The sequence below is a fragment of the Nocardiopsis sp. CNZ308 genome (genome assembly GCF_004217075.1).
In genome coordinates, this window is sequence record NZ_SHKJ01000001.1 from 748,541 (window position 1) to 763,917 (window position 15,377).

Below are 15,377 nucleotides of genomic sequence, written 5' to 3' on the forward strand. Positions count from 1 at the left end.
CACCGCCGCGCCGCGGGCAGCGAGGCCCGCAACTGTGCACGAACTGTAGCGCGGGGGGTGTCGCCGTGGCACGTGCAACCAGCAGTGTTCTCCACCCAAACCGAGGATTTGGGTTCAGCCGATAACCGAGCGTGTGGATTCGGGCATCGTTCCGGCGTCCGAAAACCGTTCCGTAAGCCGGGTGTTCATCCCTCTCGGACACTCCCCCGCGGTCGGGCTCCCCGCCGCCGACCGGGTCCGCGCCCCGTCGGCGCGGCCCGCTTCCAGGGTCCCACGGTGCCGCGGCCCGGACCAGGGACTCTCGGCCTCCCGGTCCGCGCCGGATGCCGCCCCGCGCGTACGGACGTCCCCGCTCGCGGTTCGGGCCCCTCGGGGAGCGGTCCACGGGGCCTGGAGGCGGCGGAGGCGGGGCCGCGAACAGGACTTGCGCCGCTGGCGTCCGCTGAGGGTGGTGGGCCACGGTGTGGACGCGGGCCGTCTCACCGGAGACACCACCGTGCCCGTCGGGACCCCGTTTCCGCGTCGCGGGGCACCGGACAAGGAAGGCACCGCGCGTGGCGACCGTTGAGGGTGGTGGCCCGCCCCGCCGCGAAGCGCCCCGGAGGGCGGCGACGGGCGGGCCGAGGCGAAGCGGAGGTCCCCGGGAACCCCGTCTAGGGGAGCGGGGGCAGCTCGCCGGTCTCCTCGTAGGCCGTCAGCATCGCGATGCGGCGGGTGTGCCGTTCCTCGTCGCTGTACGGGGTGGTGAGGAAGACCTCCACGAACCGGGTGGCCTCCTGCGCGGAGTGCATCCTGGCGCCGAGGCTGAGCACGTTGGCGTCGTTGTGCTCACGCGCCAGGCGGGCGGTGTCCTCGCTCCAGGCCAGGGCCGCGCGTACGCCCCTGACCTTGTTCGCGGCGATCTGCTCGCCGTTGCCGGAGCCGCCGATGACGACGCCCAGGGCGCCCTTGTCGGAGGCGGCCCCCTCAGCCGCGCGCAGCACGAAGGGCGGGTAGTCGTCCGCGGCGTCGTAGGCGGCGGGCCCGGCGTCGACGACGTCGTGGCCCTGCTCCCTCAGCCAGGAGACGAGGTGTTCTTTGAGCTCGTAGCCCGCATGATCTGATCCAAGGTAAACACGCACGGGTCCAGTCTGGCAGGTCACGGCGGTGACAAGCGCAGCGCCCCGCTCGCTGGAGCGAGGCGGGGCGCGGTGGTACTCGTGTCCCTCAGATGGAGCCGGAGGCCGCAGCGGCGACGCTCAGCCCGAGGACAGCGAAGAGGGCCATCGAGCCGATGGCGATCACGTTGTAGATGACGATCGCCTTGAGGTCCTTGCCGAGAGGACCTGCCTTGGAGACCGCGGGCTTCTTGCTCAACTTCCACCTCGTTAGGGTTCGACCAGGGATATCCCGTCGGAAATTTTTCCACACCGCACAACGTGGTTCCCACCGGGGCCGATTCCACGCGGGGGGCCGCGGGGGCCGTGAGTCCGCGCACACCCGTCGGCGGGTGCGCGCCACCGGTCGGTGCGCCGGGCTCCGCGGGGCCCGGCACACGCCCGGGGTCACAACTGGATGGCCTTGACCTCGCAGAACTCATCCAGGCCGTGGGCGCCCCACTCCCGGCCGTTGCCGGAGCGCTTGTATCCGCCGAAGGGCGCGCGGGGGTTGAGGGCGCCGCCGTTGACCTCCACCTGTCCGGCCCGCAGGCGCCGGGCGACGGCCAGGCCGCGCTCGGGGTCGCCGGACCACACCGCGGCGTTGAGCCCGTACACGGTGTCGTTGGCGATGGCGACCGCCTCCTCCTCCGTGTCGTAGGGGATCAGCACCAGCACGGGGCCGAAGATCTCCTCCTGGGCGACGCGCATGTCGTTGCTCACGTCGGCGAAGACCGTGGGGTTGACGTAGTAGCCGTTCGGGCGGCCCCGGACCGGTTCGGGGCCGCCGGCGACCAGGCGGGCGCCCTCCTCCACTCCGAGCGCGAGGTAGGAGCGGACCCGCTCCAGCTGGTCGGCGGAGACCAGCGGGCCCATGCGGGTGGCCTCGTCCGCGGGGTCGCCGGGCGCGTACTTGGCCGCGGACTCGGCGGCCAGGGCGACCGCCTCCTCGTAGGAGTCGCGGTGCACCAGCATGCGGGTGAGCGCGTTGCAGCTCTGCCCGGTGTTGCGCATGACGTCGGCGACGCCGCGCTTGACCGCCTTGACCAGGTCGGCGTCGGGCAGGATGACGTTGGGGGACTTGCCGCCCAGCTCCAGTGCGACCTTCTTGACGGTCTCCGCGGCGACCTGGCTGACCCGGGTCCCGGCGCGCGTGGAGCCGGTGAAGGACACCATGTCCACGCGGGGGTGGGCGGCGATGGCCTCGCCCACGACCGGGCCGGTGCCCGACACCAGGTTGAACACGCCCGCGGGCAGGCCCGCCTCGTGGAACACCTCGGTGAGGGCGTAGGCGCTGAGCGGGGCGACCTCGCTGGGCTTGAGGACGACGGTGTTGCCCGCCAGGAGGGCGGGGACGACCTTGAGCACGATCTGGTGGAGCGGGTAGTTCCACGGGGTGATGGCGCCGACCACGCCGACGGGCTCGCGCACGATGAGCGAGTTGCCCACCCGCTCGCCGCCGAAGTAGCGCTCGCCGCTCTCCTCGACCAGGTCGATGTAGGTCTGGAACATGAGGGCGGGCAGGCCCGCCTGGACCTTGCGTGCGAACACGGCGGGGGCGCCCATGTCCCGGGTGAGCTCCGCGGCGATGTCGTCGATGCGGGCGTTGAACAGCTCCAGGGCCTTGGCCAGGTGGGTGACGCGCTGCCCGGGCGTGAGCGCGGACCAGGCGGGCAGGGAGCCTGCTGCCGCCGCGACCGCGGCGTCGACGTCCTCGGCGGCCCCGGCCGGAACGGTGTCGATGACCTGCTCGGTCGCCGGGTTGACCACGTCCAGTGCCTCGCTGGAGGCGGAGTCGCGCCAGGCGCCGTCGATGTAGAGGGATCGCATGGCCCCACTGTCGCAGAACGCGATTCGGGTTGGCCAGCCCGGGGCGCCGGGCCCGTGCTTTCCCCGATGCCGGGGACCCGTCGGATCAGTCCCAGTGCGGGGGGCGCTCCGCGAGGAGGCGCGCGGTGGAGTCGTCGTCGGAGTCGCCCCAGCCGGGGCCCCTCTCGTCGCCGGTGGTGTCGGGCAGGATGTCGAGGTCGTCGAGGAAGTCGACCCTGCGCTCGTCGTCGGGTCCGGACACGGTCCCCCGCCCCCTTCGCGTTCGTCGCGGCGGGCCCCCGCCCGCCGCCGGTGTTCGCCTCCAGTGTGCACCCCCGCGGGCGCGGCGCGGCCGTCCGCCCCGCCGGACCGGAGCACGGGCCCCGGCCCGGCGGACGCGGGTCAGTCGAAGATGGGGTCCCGGGTGCGGGTCCGCTTGAGTTCGAAGAACCCGTCGGTCCCGGCGACCAGGAGCACGCCGTCCCAGAGCCTGCCGGCCGCCTCGCCGCGCGGGATCGGCGTGACGACCGGTCCGAAGAAGGCGGTGTCGGCGACCTGGACCACGGGGGTGCCCACGTCCTCGCCGACCAGCTTCATCGCCTCGGCGTGCGAGGCGCGCAGGGCCTGGTCGTGGTCGGTGGACGCGCCCGCCTCGGCCAGGTCCTCGGGCAGTCCGGCCTCGGCCAGCGCCGCGCGGATCGTGTCCGTGGTGCGCGGTTCGCCGCCGTTGTGGAAGCGGGTGCCCAGGGCCGTGTACAGGCCGCCCAGGACCTCGGGGCCGAAGCGCTGTTCGGCGGCGACGCACACCCGCACCGCCTCCCAGGACCCGTCGATGCTCGCGCGGTAGTCCTCGGGCAGGTCGCGTCCCTCGTTGAGCACGCCCAGGCTCATCACGTGCCAGCGCACGCGGACCGGCCGGACCCTCTCCACCTCGACGAGCCAGCGCGAGGTGATCCAGGCCCACGGGCAGGCGGGGTCGAACCACATGTCCGCGTGGACGGTCTCCTGCCCGTCACCGGGGTCGAAGGTCTGCGTCATCGCTGCTCCTCGGATCGCGAAAAGGTGGGCACACTTCACGTCGTAGGAGTGCAACCCCGGTTATCGGTTGCGCATTCCGTCCCGGCGCGTGGCAGGATCGAGTCGAGTGGAAGACGACCTCCGGCCCCGACGACGCTCCACCCCAGGCGGCGGACTCGCCGTGGTCGGCAACGATCCGGCCGGCGACGACGGCGGCCGTGGAGGGAGCGTGGCGTGGCAGGGAACCTGACACGGGACGAGGCTCGTGAGCGGGCGCGGATTCTCAGCGTCGACTCCTACGCCGTGGAGCTGGACCTGACCACCGGTGCCGAGACCTTCAGGTCCACCACCGTGATCCGGTTCTCCAGTTCGGAGCCCGGGGCGCGGACGTTCGTCGAGCTGGCCGCCCCCGCGATCCGCACGGCGACGCTGAACGGAGCCGAGCTGGACGCGGCCGAGCTGTTCGACGGCGAGCGCCTCGTCCTCCCCGAGGTGGCCTCGGACAACGAGCTGACGGTCGTCGCCGACGCCGTGTACATGCGCACCGGAGAGGGCCTGCACCGGTTCGTGGACCCGGTCGACGACTCGGTGTACCTGTACACCCAGTTCGAGACGGCCGACGCGCACCGCATGTTCGCGTGCTTCGACCAGCCCGACCTGAAGGCGACCTTCGAGCTGACGGTGTTCGCTCCCCCCTCGTGGGAGGTCGTGTCCAACAGCGCGCCCGACGTGGAGCGCGAGGCCGCGGGCGAGGAGCGGGTGCGCTGGCACTTCCCGGCCACGCCGGTGATGTCCACCTACATCACCGCGCTGATCGCGGGCCCCTACCACGTGGTGCGCGACGAGCACGACGGCATCCCGCTGGGGCTGTACTGCCGCGCCTCGCTGGCCGAGCACCTGGACTCCGACGCCCTGTTCGAGGTCACCAAGCAGGGCTTCGACTTCTTCCACGGCCTGTTCGACCTGCGCTACCCGTTCGGCAAGTACGACCAGCTGTTCGTGCCCGAGTTCAACGCGGGCGCCATGGAGAACGCGGGCGCGGTCACGTTCCTGGAGGACTATGTCTTCCGTTCGAGGGTCACCGACGCCCGCTACGAGCGCCGCGCCGAGACGATCCTGCACGAGATGGCGCACATGTGGTTCGGTGACCTGGTCACCATGCGCTGGTGGGACGACCTGTGGCTGAACGAGTCGTTCGCGACCTACGCCAGCGTGTACTGCCAGGCCAACGCCACCAAGTGGACCGACGCCTGGACGACGTTCGCGAACGTGGAGAAGAGCTGGGCGCTGCGCCAGGACCAGCTGCCCTCCACCCATCCGGTCGCCGCCGACATGGTCGACATCCAGGCGGTCGAGGTCAACTTCGACGGCATCACCTACGCCAAGGGCGCCTCGGTGCTCAAGCAGCTCGCGGCGTACGTGGGCGTGGACGCGTTCTTCGCGGGCGTGCGCGCCTACTTCAAGGAGAACGCGTTCGGCAACACCGAGCTGCGGGACCTGCTCAAGCATCTGGAGGCCGCCTCGGGCCGCGACCTGTCGGGCTGGTCGCGCGACTGGCTGGAGACCACGGGCGTCAACACGATGCGCCCGGAGTTCGAGGTGGACGCCGAGGGCCGCTTCACCTCGTTCACCGTGCTCCAGGAGGCCCCGGCCGACCACCCGACGCTGCGCTCGCACCGCCTGGCGATCGGTCTGTACGACCGCACCGACGAGGGCGTCGTGCGCCGCGAGCGCGTGGAGCTGGACGTGCGCGGCGAGCGCACCGAGGTGCCGGAGCTGGTCGGCCGGGTCCGGCCGGACCTGGTCCTGATCAACGACGACGACCTGACCTTCACCAAGGTCCGCCTGGACGAGCGCTCCCTGCGCACCGTGGTGGAGGGCGTCGGCGAGATCCGCGAGTCCCTGCCCCGCGCACTGGCCTTCGGCGCCGCCTGGGACATGACCCGCGACGGCGAGATGGCCGCCCGCGACTACGTCTCCCTGGTCATCTCCGGGATCAGCGGCGTGGACGACGTCATGGTCGCCCAGACCCTGCTGCGCCAGGCCAACTCGGCTCTGCACATGTACGCCGACCCGGCGTGGCGCCCGTTCGGCTTCGAGCAGCTCTCCGAGCGGCTGCGCGAGCTGCTGACCGCGGCCGAGCCGGGCGGCGACCTGCAGCTGGCCTACGCCAACGCGCTGGCCGCCTCGGCGGCGAGCGACGCCCACCTGTCCCTGCTCCAGGGCCTGCTGGACGGCGCGATCACCGTGGACGGGCTGGTCGTGGACACCGACCTGCGGTGGACGCTGCTGCGCCGCCTGGTCGCGACGGGCAAGGCCGGTGAGGCGGAGATCGCCGCCGAACTGGAGCGCGACGCCACCGCGGCCGGGCAGCGCAACGCCGCCGGGGCCCGCGCCGCGATCCCCACCGCCGAGGCCAAGGCCGCGGCGTGGGAGCGGATCGTGGGCGAGGAGCTGGCCAACGCCGAGTTCCGCGCGGTCCTGCTGGGCTTCACCGAGCCGGGCCAGGCCGAGCTGTACCGGCCGTACGTGGAGAGGTACTTCGCGCAGCTGGGCCCGGCCTGGGAGAAGTGGACGGGCGAGTTCGCGCAGACCTTCGCCGAGGTGGTGTACCCGAGCGGTCTGGTGGAGGAGGCGACGCTGGAGCGCACGGACGCCTACATCGCCGAGTCCGACCCGGCCCCGGCGCTGCGCCGCCTGCTGGTCGAGGGCCGCGCGGGGGTGGAGCGGGCCCTGCGCGCCCGGGCCACCGACATCGCCGCGGGCGAGCGTCAGGGGTAGGAAGAGGCCGCGCGCCCGCCCCGCCTGCGACGGCGGAGCGGGCGCGCGCGTGTGTTCGGCCCGGCCGCCCTCCCACCGTGACCTGGTGCTTACAGCGGGGCTCGGCCGCCGAGACCGGCCAGGGCGCGGGCCAGGGCCCCCGCGTCACCTCGGCCACGGTTCCGGACAGCCCGTCAGGGGGCGTGGTCCCGCCGGCCGACCGGCCCGAGGGTGCGGCGGATGCGCGCCACCATGCGCGGGTCGGCGAGCAGTTCGTCCACCAGGACCGGCTCGCCCTCGCCGCTGGTGAGCGGGATGCGCCAGTTCGGGTACTCGTCGCTGGTGCCGGGCTGGTTCTGCATGCGCCGCTCCCCCACCACGTCGGTGAGCGCGATTCCGATCATGCGGGCGGGGGTGGCCACCAGGTAGGCGTGCATGGCCGCCACCACGGCGGCCGGGTCGGCCACGGGGTCCACGTCCCCGTCGAGCAGGCCCAGCTCCACGAGGAGTTCGCGCCAGCGCTCCACCCGCGACTCGGCGTCGGCGCGCTCCTCCTCCACGGGGCGGCCGAGCAGGCCCAGCCGGTCGCGCAGCTCGACGTGCTCGGTGGACAGGAACGACGCCACCGGCGGCAGGTCGTGGGTGGCGACCGTGGCCAGGCAGTCGGTGCGCCACTCCTCCGGCGGGCGCGGGCGGCCGTCGGCGTCCTGCTCGAACCACAGCACGGAGGTGCCCAGGATCCCGCGGTCGGCGAGGTGTTCGCGCACCCACGGCTCCACGGTGCCCAGGTCCTCCCCGACCACGACGGCGTCCGCCCGGTGGGCGGCCAGGGCGAGCGTGCCCACCATGCCCTCGTGGTCGAACCTGACGTAGGTGCCCTCGGCCGCGGAGGCGCCCTCGGGCACGCACCAGAGCCGGAACATGCCCATGACGTGGTCGATGCGGACCCCGCCCGCGTAGCGGAACGCCTGGGCCAGGATCTGGCGGAACGGTTCGTAGCCGCGCCCGGCCAGGCGCCGGGGGTGCCAGGGCGGCTGGCCCCAGTCCTGCCCCTGCTGGTTGAACTCGTCCGGGGGCGCCCCCACGTGCAGGCCGGGCACGAGGGCGTCCCCGTACATCCACGCGTCCGCGCCGCCCGCCTGCACCCCGATGGCCAGGTCGTGCACGATGCCGACGGCCATCCCGCCGGTCTCGGCGGTGGTCTGCGCCTGGGAGAGCTGCTCGTCGAGGATCCACTGGAGCCAGCGGTGGAACTCCACGGCGGGCCACCGGCGCAGGGCCTCCTCTCCGACGTCGCGGCTGTGGACCCCGCGCAGCCCCTGGGGCCAGGTCCGGTAGTCGGTGCCGTGCCGCTCGGCCAGGGCCGACCAGGTGGCGAACTCGACCAGCGGCCGGCCCTCGCGTTCGAGGTAGGCGCGCAGGGAGGCCTCGCGGCCGGGGGCGCGGGGCGACTCGAAGAGGACCTCCAGGGCGGCGCGCTTGGCCCTCCACACGGAGTCGCGGTCGAGGAGGTCGGCGGTGCGGCCGCGTTCGCGCAGCGGCCGGGCCAGGCGCTGGATGCCCTCGCGCTGGGCGGGGTCGAGCCGGGCGTACTCGGGCACGTCCTCGATGCGGATGTAGAGGGGGCTGGCGTAGCGGCGGCTGACCGGCAGGTAGGGCGAGGGCTCCACCGGGGGCAGCGGCTCGGTGGCGTGCACCGGGTTGATCAGGGCGAAGTCGGCGCCCAGGTCGCGCGCGCTCCAGTCGGCGAGCTCGGCGAGGTCGCGCAGGTCGCCGGTGCCCCAGGAGGCGCGGGAGCGCACGCTGTAGACCTGCGCCGTGATCCCCCACAGGCGGGGGTGGTCCCTAAGCGCGCTGGGTTCGATGCGGTCGGGGGCCACGAGCAGGGGCGCGGTGTGCTCGGCGGCTCCGTCGGTGACGCGCAGGGTGTGCACGCCCAGCGGCAGTCCGGGGCCGAAGGGCAGCAGGGAGCCGCCGCAGGTCTCGACGACGCTGTGCGTCCCCTCGGGGAGCACGAGGTCGGGTGCCTTGCCCTCGCGGACGACGACCGCGGGCGGCAGCGGGCCCGGCGCCGCCCCCGCGTCCGGGGCCGCCGGGTCCACGCCCAGGGCGGCCAGGACATGGCGGATGGTGTCGGGACTGACCGGGATCCTGCGCCCCCGCCAGTCCTCGTAGGTCGTCGCGACTCCGTGCTGCTCGGCCAACCGTGCCAGCTGAACGTCCCTCACAGAATCCGATCATGCCCTACCAGGGGCTCCGTACACCGGAGGCCGTTCCGGCGTGGGACCAGAACGTGTCCTGGGTTCGGGCCGATAACGGCTCCCCGCGCGGCGCATCCGGACTGTCCAGCACGTACAAACGGGGGCTCTGCACAGGCCGTCAAAGCGATCGCCCCCTGTCCTCGACATCTGCATAATCGGGGTGTGCTCGCGAACTACCGACGGCTCTTCGCCGTCCCCCACGTGCTTCCCCTGCTGGCCTGGTCGCTGGCCGCGCGCTTCTACATGCCGGGACTGATGATCGCGGTCACCTTCCTGGTGGAGGGGTGGACCGGCTCCTACACCCTGGCCGGGCTGGTCGCGGGCGCCTTCACCCTGGGCATGGCGCTGGTGGGGCCGCTGCGCGGGCGGATGGCCGACCGGGGCGGGACCGACCGGCTGGTGCTGGTGTGCGGCGTGGTGTTCAGCGCGGGGCTGCTGGGCCTGGTCCTGCTGCCCGAGCGGCTGTGGTGGCTCTCGCTCCCGCTGGCGCTGGGCACCGGGCTGTTCGGCTCCCCGGCGAACCAGATCGTGCGGGCGCTGTGGCCGCGGCTGACGCGCGGCCCCGAACGGCAGGCGATCTACGCGGCCGAGGCGACCACCCAGGAGCTGCTCTTCGTCTTCTCCCCGATCCTGACCGCTGGTGTGGTGGCCTTCGCCGGTGCGCGCTGGGCGCTGGTGCTGCTGTCGGCGGTGGCCCTGCTCGGCTCGCTCGGGTTCGCGCTCGGGCTGCGCCGGGCCGGGGTGACCGGCCCCGCGCCGACCGAGGAGGGGGCCGCTGAGGAGCCGTCCGGTCCCCGCCGGAGCCTGCTGCGCAGCCCGGCGCTGGTGGCGCTGTTCCTCATGTGCCTGCTGATGGTCAGCGGGATCATGGGCGTGGACCTGGTGATCGTGGCGTGGGCCAACGAGCTCGGCGCCCCGCAGTACGTGATGGTGCTGGCGTCGGTGTGGGCGCTGGGGTCGCTGGTGGGCGGGGCGATCGCGGGCGCGCTGCGCGGACGCCCCCACCTGGTGCGCCGCTGCTTCGGCTCGGCGCTGGGCGTGGCGGTGCTGGTGCCGTTCGTGCCGCCGATCGCGCAGCTGTCGACACCGCTGCTGGTCACACCGCTGCTGTTCCTGTCCGGTATGGCGCTGGCGCCGACCCTGGCCGCGGTCATGGGCCGTCTGGGCGACCTGGCCCCCGCGCGGCGGCGGGCCGAGGCCTTCGGGTGGATGTCCACGGCGCTGGGCGTGGGCGGGGCGGTGGCCGGTCCGCTGTCCGGCGGCCTGATCGACCTCTTGGGGATCGCGGGCGGTGTGCTGGGCGCCGCGGTGCTGGTGCTGGTGTCGGCGCTGCTGAGCCTGTTCGTGCCCGAGCCGCCCCCCGAGGCCGCCGAGGAGGCGGGCGGTCTCGACCCCGAGGAGGTCGGGGGAAGCGTGCTGGAGGCCCCGCCGGTGCACGGCGCCGCGGCGGGCGCCGAGGCCGCGTCCGACGAACCCCGCTGAGGCGCGGGCCGCCGGAGCGCGCGCTTCGCGCCGCTCCTCGCTGCCGCTGTCGGCGTCGGGTGGTGCCGGTGGCAGGGGGCGGCCCCGGCCGTCACACCGGCGACGCGTCCGGTCGGCCGGTGCGCAGCGGCGGGACGCGGTGGGCCCACGGGCGCGCGCGTTCGAGCTGCGCCGACAGCGACAGCAGGGTGCCCTCGCCGCCCATGCGGCCGGTGAGCATGGCACCGATCGGCAACCCCTCGGGCGACCAGTGCAGGGGGACGCTGACCGAGGGCTGTCCCGAGACGTTGTAGACCGAGGTGAACGGCGCGAACGCGGTCATCCGCCGGAACTCCTCCTCGGGTCCGTCACCGGTGAAGTGCCCCAGCGGGACCGGGGGCGCGGCCAGCACGGGCGAGAGCACCGCGTCGAAGGGTTCGGTCGCGGCGACGAGGGAGCGGACGCCGCGCTGGAGGCGGGCGCAGGCGGCGATGTAGTCGGGCACGGGCGTGGCGCGGGCCCGCTCGCGCAGCCACTGGTTGAGGGGGCTCAGCTCGGCCTCGCGGGCGGGGGCGACCGGCGTGGCCCAGGCCATCGCCGCCCAGACCACGCCGAAGTCCGCCATGAAGGAGCCGCCGAAGTGGGCGTCCCCGGGGGCGGGGACCTCCTCCACCTCGTGTCCGAGGTCGGTCAGGAGGCGGACGGCCTCCTCGTGGGCGGCCAGGACGCGGGGGTGCACGGGGATCTGGGCGGAGCCGGTGGTGGCGTGGCAGCCGATGCGCAGGCGCCCGGGTTCGCGGCCCACGTGGTCGGCGAAGGTCTCGCCCGGCGGCAGGGGCGGGGCGGTGAAGTGGTCGCCCGGTCCGGAGAAGGCCATGGCGTCCAGGAGGAGGGCGGCGTCGCGGACGCCTCGGGTGAGGGGTCCGGCGGTGGACAGGCCCGCGAGGTCGGGTTTGAGGGGTGCGCCGGAGATCCGGCCGCGGGTGGGCTTGAGGCCGAAGAGCCCGCACGCGCTGGCGGGGATGCGGATCGAGCCGCCGCCGTCGCTGCCCTGGGCCACGGGGGCGAGTCCGGCGGCGACGGCCGCCGCGGCGCCTCCGCTGGAGCCGCCCGGGGACAGGTCGGTGTTCCAGGGGTTGCGGGAGGGCGGGGCTACGGCGTTCTCGGTGTAGCAGCTCGACCCGAACTCGGGGGTGTTGGTCTTTCCCGGCAGGACCGCGCCCGCGGCGCGCAGCCGGGCGACCATGCCCGAGTCGGTCGGGGCGACGGCGTCGCGGAAGACCGGTGAGCCCTGGGTGAGGCGGACCCCGGCGACGGGGTCGAGGTCCTTGACGGGCACGGGGAGCCCGAGGAGGGGAGGCAGGGCCTCTGGCGTGTCGGCCATCACCCGGTTCTGCGCGTAACGGGCTTGTTCGAGCGCCTTTTCCGGGGTGACCGTAATGTACGCGCCGATGAGGTGGTCATACCTCTCGGTGCGGTCCAGGAAGTGCTCAGTGATCTCAGTAGGCGACAGCTCACGACTGCGGACCATCGCGAGGAGGCGGTGGGCCGGAAGGTCATGGATCTGGGTCATGGCGAGACAGGTTAGCGGGCACACCGCAGGGCACCACGGTCAGGAGGACCCGCTTCTCCAGAGAGACTGACCGAAGGGTAAGCATTCCCTGTCCCGAGGCGAGCGACACGCTTACGCACCGAGGAACAGGGATACAAAAGTGTGAGAAGTAATGCACTAGGACTCGGATATGGATCGAACTAACCTGTCCGACGTGAAATCGGCTACCAGAGTGAACGGCTCCACTCCAACGTCCGGGGGATCGGACCCCGAAAGGCCCGAATCCCTCTTTTTCCCCAACCAGAGAAAGAAGAAGGACACCTCGGGCGGCAAGGCGGTCTACGGTGCCCTGCGCTCCAACCGTTCCGTCCGCAGGTGGGTGGTACGCGGCGGCGGCGCCGCCGTGGTGGCCGTCCTGATCGGCCTGCTCACCTCCGACTGGCGGATCGGCGTCACCTTCGGCGTCCTCACCCTGGCCGGGGTCATGGTGTACACCTCCCGGCGCGAGTCGGAGATCCCGCGCTGGCGCAAGCCCTCGGCGGCCCAGCGCAAGACCGAGGCGCAGCTCAAGGTGATGAAGCAGCTCGGCTACCGCGTCCTGCACGCGCGCGCGGTGCCCGGCGGCAACGGTCAGATCGACCACTTCATCGTGGGTCGGCGGGGCGCGTTCGCCATCGACTCCGAGTCGTGGGACAAGCGGCTGCCGCTGCGCAACAAGCTGGAGAAGCTCTACCACGGGCGGTTCAGCAAGAATGAGCGCATCGACGAGGCCCTGGAGGAGGCCAAGCGGGCGCAGGACCTGATCAGCGCCGAACTGGGTCGCGAGATCAAGGTGCGCGCGTCGCTGGCCATCTACGGCCCCGGCATGCCCTGGGACAGCCACCGGCTGCGGGGCGTGGACATCATCACCGGCACCAAGGTCCGCAAGTGGCTGCGCAGCGGCCGGGACCGCCTGACCGAGAAGGAGATCGAGGAGATCTACCAGGCCGCGATGAAGGCCCTGCCGCCCAGGTACTGAGACGCCCCCACCCCCCTGACGCCGCTCCGGCCCGGGACGGACCACAGCGCCGTGGCACCCGGGCCCCTCCTGTGTCCAGGGGCTTGTCGCTCCCCCGCACCGGCCGCGACCCGGCCGCGACCCGGCCTCCCCACCACGGGCGTCTCACGATCCGGATGCCCCGTCTTCCAGTACGAGACCAGAGCGGTGCGACGAAGGACTACCATCGAGGGGAAACACCCGTAACGATGGGAGCCCGCCCCATGCCAGCCCTACGCTCACGCACCGTCACCCACGGCAGGAACATGGCCGGCGCGCGCGCCCTCATGCGCGCCACCGGTGTGGAGCGCGAGGACTTCGGCAAGCCCATCGTGGCCGTGGCCAACAGCTTCACCGAGTTCGTCCCGGGCCACGTCCACCTGCGCGAGGTGGCCGAGGTCGTCGCCAACGCCGTCCGCGAGGCGGGCGGTATCCCCCGCGAGTTCAACTCCATCGCCGTGGACGACGGCATCGCCATGGGCCACGGCGGCATGCTCTACTCCCTGCCCAGCCGCGAGCTGATCGCCGACTCGGTCGAGTACATGGTCAACGCGCACTGCGCCGACGCCCTGGTGTGCGTGTCCAACTGCGACAAGATCACCCCGGGCATGCTGCTGGCCGCGCTGCGCCTGAACATCCCCACGGTGTTCGTCTCCGGCGGCCCCATGGAGGCGGGCAAGGTCACGGTGGTCGACGGCACCGCCACCACCGTGCGCAAGCTGGACCTGATCAACCCCATGATCGCCGCGGCCGACGAGAGCGTCTCCCAGGCCGAGCTGGACGAGATGGAGGAGGCCGCCTGCCCGACCTGCGGCTCCTGCTCGGGCATGTTCACCGCCAACTCGATGAACTGCCTCACCGAGGCGATCGGCCTGGCCCTGCCCGGCAACGGCACCGTGCTGGCCACCCACACCGCCCGCCGCGCCCTGTACGAGGACGCCGGACGCCTGGTCGTGGAGGCCGCCAAGCGCTACTACGAGGACGACGACTCCTCCGTCCTGCCGCTGTCCATCGCCACCCCCGAGGCCTTCGGCAACGCCATGGCCCTGGACGTGGCCATGGGCGGCTCCACCAACACGATCCTGCACCTGCTGGCCGCGGCCACCGAGGCGGGCGTCGGCTTCGGTCTGCCCGAGATCGACACGGTCTCACGCCGGGTGCCCTGCCTGTGCAAGGTCGCGCCGAACACCGAGAAGTACCACATCGAGGACGTGCACCGGGCGGGCGGAATCCCCTCCATCCTGGGCGAGCTGGCCCGCGGCGGCCTGCTGGACACCTCCCTGCCCACGGTGCACGGCAAGACGGTCGGCGAGTTCATCGCCGAGTGGGACATCGCCTCCGACACCGTCTCCCCCGAGGCCGTGGAACTGTTCCACGCCGCCCCCGGCGGCAAGCGCACCACGAAGGCCTACTCGCAGGACACCCGCTGGGACACCCTGGACACCGACCGGGAGAAGGGCTGCATCCGCTCCGTCGAGCACGCCTACACCAAGGACGGCGGCCTGGCAGTGCTGTTCGGCAACCTCGCCCCGGACGGCGCGATCGTCAAGACCGCGGGCGTGGAGGAGGAGCTGTGGACCTTCTCCGGACCGGCCAAGGTGTTCGAGTCCCAGGAGGACGCCGTCGACGGCATCCTCAACAAGCGGATCGAGCCCGGTGACGTGGTGGTCATCCGCTACGAGGGCCCCAAGGGCGGTCCGGGCATGCAGGAGATGCTGTACCCGACGAGCTTCCTCAAGGGCCGCGGCCTGGGCAAGGCCTGCGCCCTCATCACCGACGGCCGCTTCTCCGGCGGCACGTCGGGGCTGTCCATCGGCCACGCCTCCCCCGAGGCCGCCGCGGGCGGTGACATCGCACTGGTGGAGGACGGCGACCTCATCAGCATCGACATCCCCAACCGGGGCATCGCGCTGGAGGTCTCCGCGGAGGAGCTCGACGCGCGCCGCGAGCGTCTGCTCAAGGAGCTGGGCCGCTTCAGGCCGCGCGACCGCCAGCGGCCGGTGACCGCGGCTCTGCGCGCCTACGCGGCCATGGCGACCTCGGCCTCGACCGGCGCCGCGCGCGACGTGTCCCAGGTCGAGAGGTAGCAGGTCGAGAAGTAGCGGCCCGGGAGGTGGGGAGCGGCACGGCCGCCTCCGCCCTCAGGAGCAGCAGCCGCCCCCGCAGCACCCTCCGCCGGAGGGCGCGGGGGCGGCCGCGCGTCCGCCCACCGCCACGGTGGACAGCAGCCGGACCGTGTCGGCGTGCCCCTGGGGGCAGGTCGCCGGGTCGCCGGCCCGCGCCATCGGACGGGAGAGCTCGAAGGTGTCGCCGCACTCGCGGCAGCGGAAGTCGTATCTGGGCAT

12 protein-coding genes are annotated in these 15,377 nt (G+C 73.0%); 4 read left to right on the plus strand and 8 right to left on the minus strand.

The genetic code is table 11. The features are described from left to right. Positions 1 to 653: 653 nt before the first annotated feature. The 5 genes from EV372_RS03235 to EV372_RS03245 form a co-directional block, all read right to left on the minus strand. A complete protein-coding gene (locus EV372_RS03235; RefSeq protein WP_130394778.1) occupies positions 654 to 1,121 on the minus strand; it encodes a ribose-5-phosphate isomerase in 468 nt (155 codons plus the stop codon). 85 nt (positions 1,122 to 1,206) lie between these two features. Continuing rightward, positions 1,207 to 1,356, minus strand: a complete 150-nt coding sequence (locus EV372_RS28975; RefSeq protein ID WP_165435955.1) for a hypothetical protein — start codon at positions 1,354 to 1,356, stop codon at positions 1,207 to 1,209. A 188-nt stretch (positions 1,357 to 1,544) separates the two neighbouring features. Beyond that, on the minus strand, positions 1,545 to 2,966 hold the full coding sequence (locus EV372_RS03240) for an aldehyde dehydrogenase family protein (RefSeq protein ID WP_130394779.1): 1,422 nt from the start codon (positions 2,964 to 2,966) through the stop codon (positions 1,545 to 1,547). A gap of 85 nt (positions 2,967 to 3,051) precedes the next feature. Then, positions 3,052 to 3,207: a hypothetical protein gene (locus tag EV372_RS28980; RefSeq protein WP_013154423.1), complete on the minus strand. Its 156-nt coding sequence runs from the start codon at positions 3,205 to 3,207 to the stop codon at positions 3,052 to 3,054. Between the two features lie 140 nt (positions 3,208 to 3,347). Then, entirely contained in the window at positions 3,348 to 3,983 is a 636-nt protein-coding gene (locus EV372_RS03245) for a mycothiol-dependent nitroreductase Rv2466c family protein (protein ID WP_130394780.1), read from the minus strand. A 213-nt stretch (positions 3,984 to 4,196) separates the two neighbouring features. Between EV372_RS03245 and pepN the strand changes: the two genes are divergently transcribed. Then, positions 4,197 to 6,743, plus strand: a complete 2,547-nt coding sequence (gene pepN / locus EV372_RS03250; RefSeq protein WP_130394781.1) for an aminopeptidase N — start codon at positions 4,197 to 4,199, stop codon at positions 6,741 to 6,743. Positions 6,744 to 6,916: 173 nt separating this feature from the next. Here the strand turns inward: pepN and malQ are convergent, their stop codons facing one another. Then, positions 6,917 to 8,950, minus strand: coding sequence for a 4-alpha-glucanotransferase (gene malQ, locus EV372_RS03255; protein WP_130394782.1), 2,034 nt, complete (start codon positions 8,948 to 8,950; stop codon positions 6,917 to 6,919). A gap of 195 nt (positions 8,951 to 9,145) precedes the next feature. Here malQ and EV372_RS03260 point away from each other — a divergent pair, with 195 nt between their 5' ends. Next, the gene (locus EV372_RS03260; protein WP_130394783.1) at positions 9,146 to 10,465 is read left to right on the plus strand and encodes an MFS transporter; all 1,320 of its coding nucleotides are present in this window, start codon (positions 9,146 to 9,148) and stop codon (positions 10,463 to 10,465) included. Positions 10,466 to 10,556: 91 nt separating this feature from the next. On the opposite strand, the gene EV372_RS03265 is transcribed toward EV372_RS03260, so the two are convergent. After that, on the minus strand, positions 10,557 to 12,017 hold the full coding sequence (locus tag EV372_RS03265) for an amidase (RefSeq protein WP_130394784.1): 1,461 nt from the start codon (positions 12,015 to 12,017) through the stop codon (positions 10,557 to 10,559). A gap of 169 nt (positions 12,018 to 12,186) precedes the next feature. Between EV372_RS03265 and EV372_RS03270 the strand changes: the two genes are divergently transcribed. Both EV372_RS03270 and ilvD read left to right on the plus strand, forming a co-directional pair. Next, positions 12,187 to 13,014 carry a nuclease-related domain-containing protein gene (locus tag EV372_RS03270; RefSeq protein ID WP_275101084.1) on the plus strand — a complete coding sequence of 276 codons (828 nt, stop codon included), beginning with the start codon at positions 12,187 to 12,189 and terminating at the stop codon, positions 13,012 to 13,014. 242 nt (positions 13,015 to 13,256) lie between these two features. Beyond that, positions 13,257 to 15,119: a dihydroxy-acid dehydratase gene (gene ilvD, locus EV372_RS03275; RefSeq protein ID WP_130394785.1), complete on the plus strand. Its 1,863-nt coding sequence runs from the start codon at positions 13,257 to 13,259 to the stop codon at positions 15,117 to 15,119. Between the two features lie 54 nt (positions 15,120 to 15,173). Here the strand turns inward: ilvD and EV372_RS03280 are convergent, their stop codons facing one another. Beyond that, the gene (locus EV372_RS03280; RefSeq protein ID WP_130394786.1) at positions 15,174 to 15,377 is read right to left on the minus strand and encodes an FmdB family zinc ribbon protein; all 204 of its coding nucleotides are present in this window, start codon (positions 15,375 to 15,377) and stop codon (positions 15,174 to 15,176) included.

Excerpts from the sequence above, each read along its gene's own strand:
- EV372_RS03240 (WP_130394779.1), bottom strand. The coding sequence starts at position 2,966 with ATGCGATCCCTCTACATCGACGGCGCCTGGCGCGACTCCGCCTCCAGC.
- EV372_RS03245 (WP_130394780.1), bottom strand. The coding sequence starts at position 3,983 with ATGACGCAGACCTTCGACCCCGGTGACGGGCAGGAGACCGTCCACGCG.
- EV372_RS03265 (WP_130394784.1), bottom strand. The coding sequence starts at position 12,017 with ATGACCCAGATCCATGACCTTCCGGCCCACCGCCTCCTCGCGATGGTC.
- EV372_RS03270 (WP_275101084.1), top strand. The coding sequence starts at position 12,187 with ATGGATCGAACTAACCTGTCCGACGTGAAATCGGCTACCAGAGTGAAC.
- ilvD (WP_130394785.1), top strand. The coding sequence starts at position 13,257 with ATGCCAGCCCTACGCTCACGCACCGTCACCCACGGCAGGAACATGGCC.
- EV372_RS03280 (WP_130394786.1), bottom strand. The coding sequence starts at position 15,377 with ATGCCCAGATACGACTTCCGCTGCCGCGAGTGCGGCGACACCTTCGAG.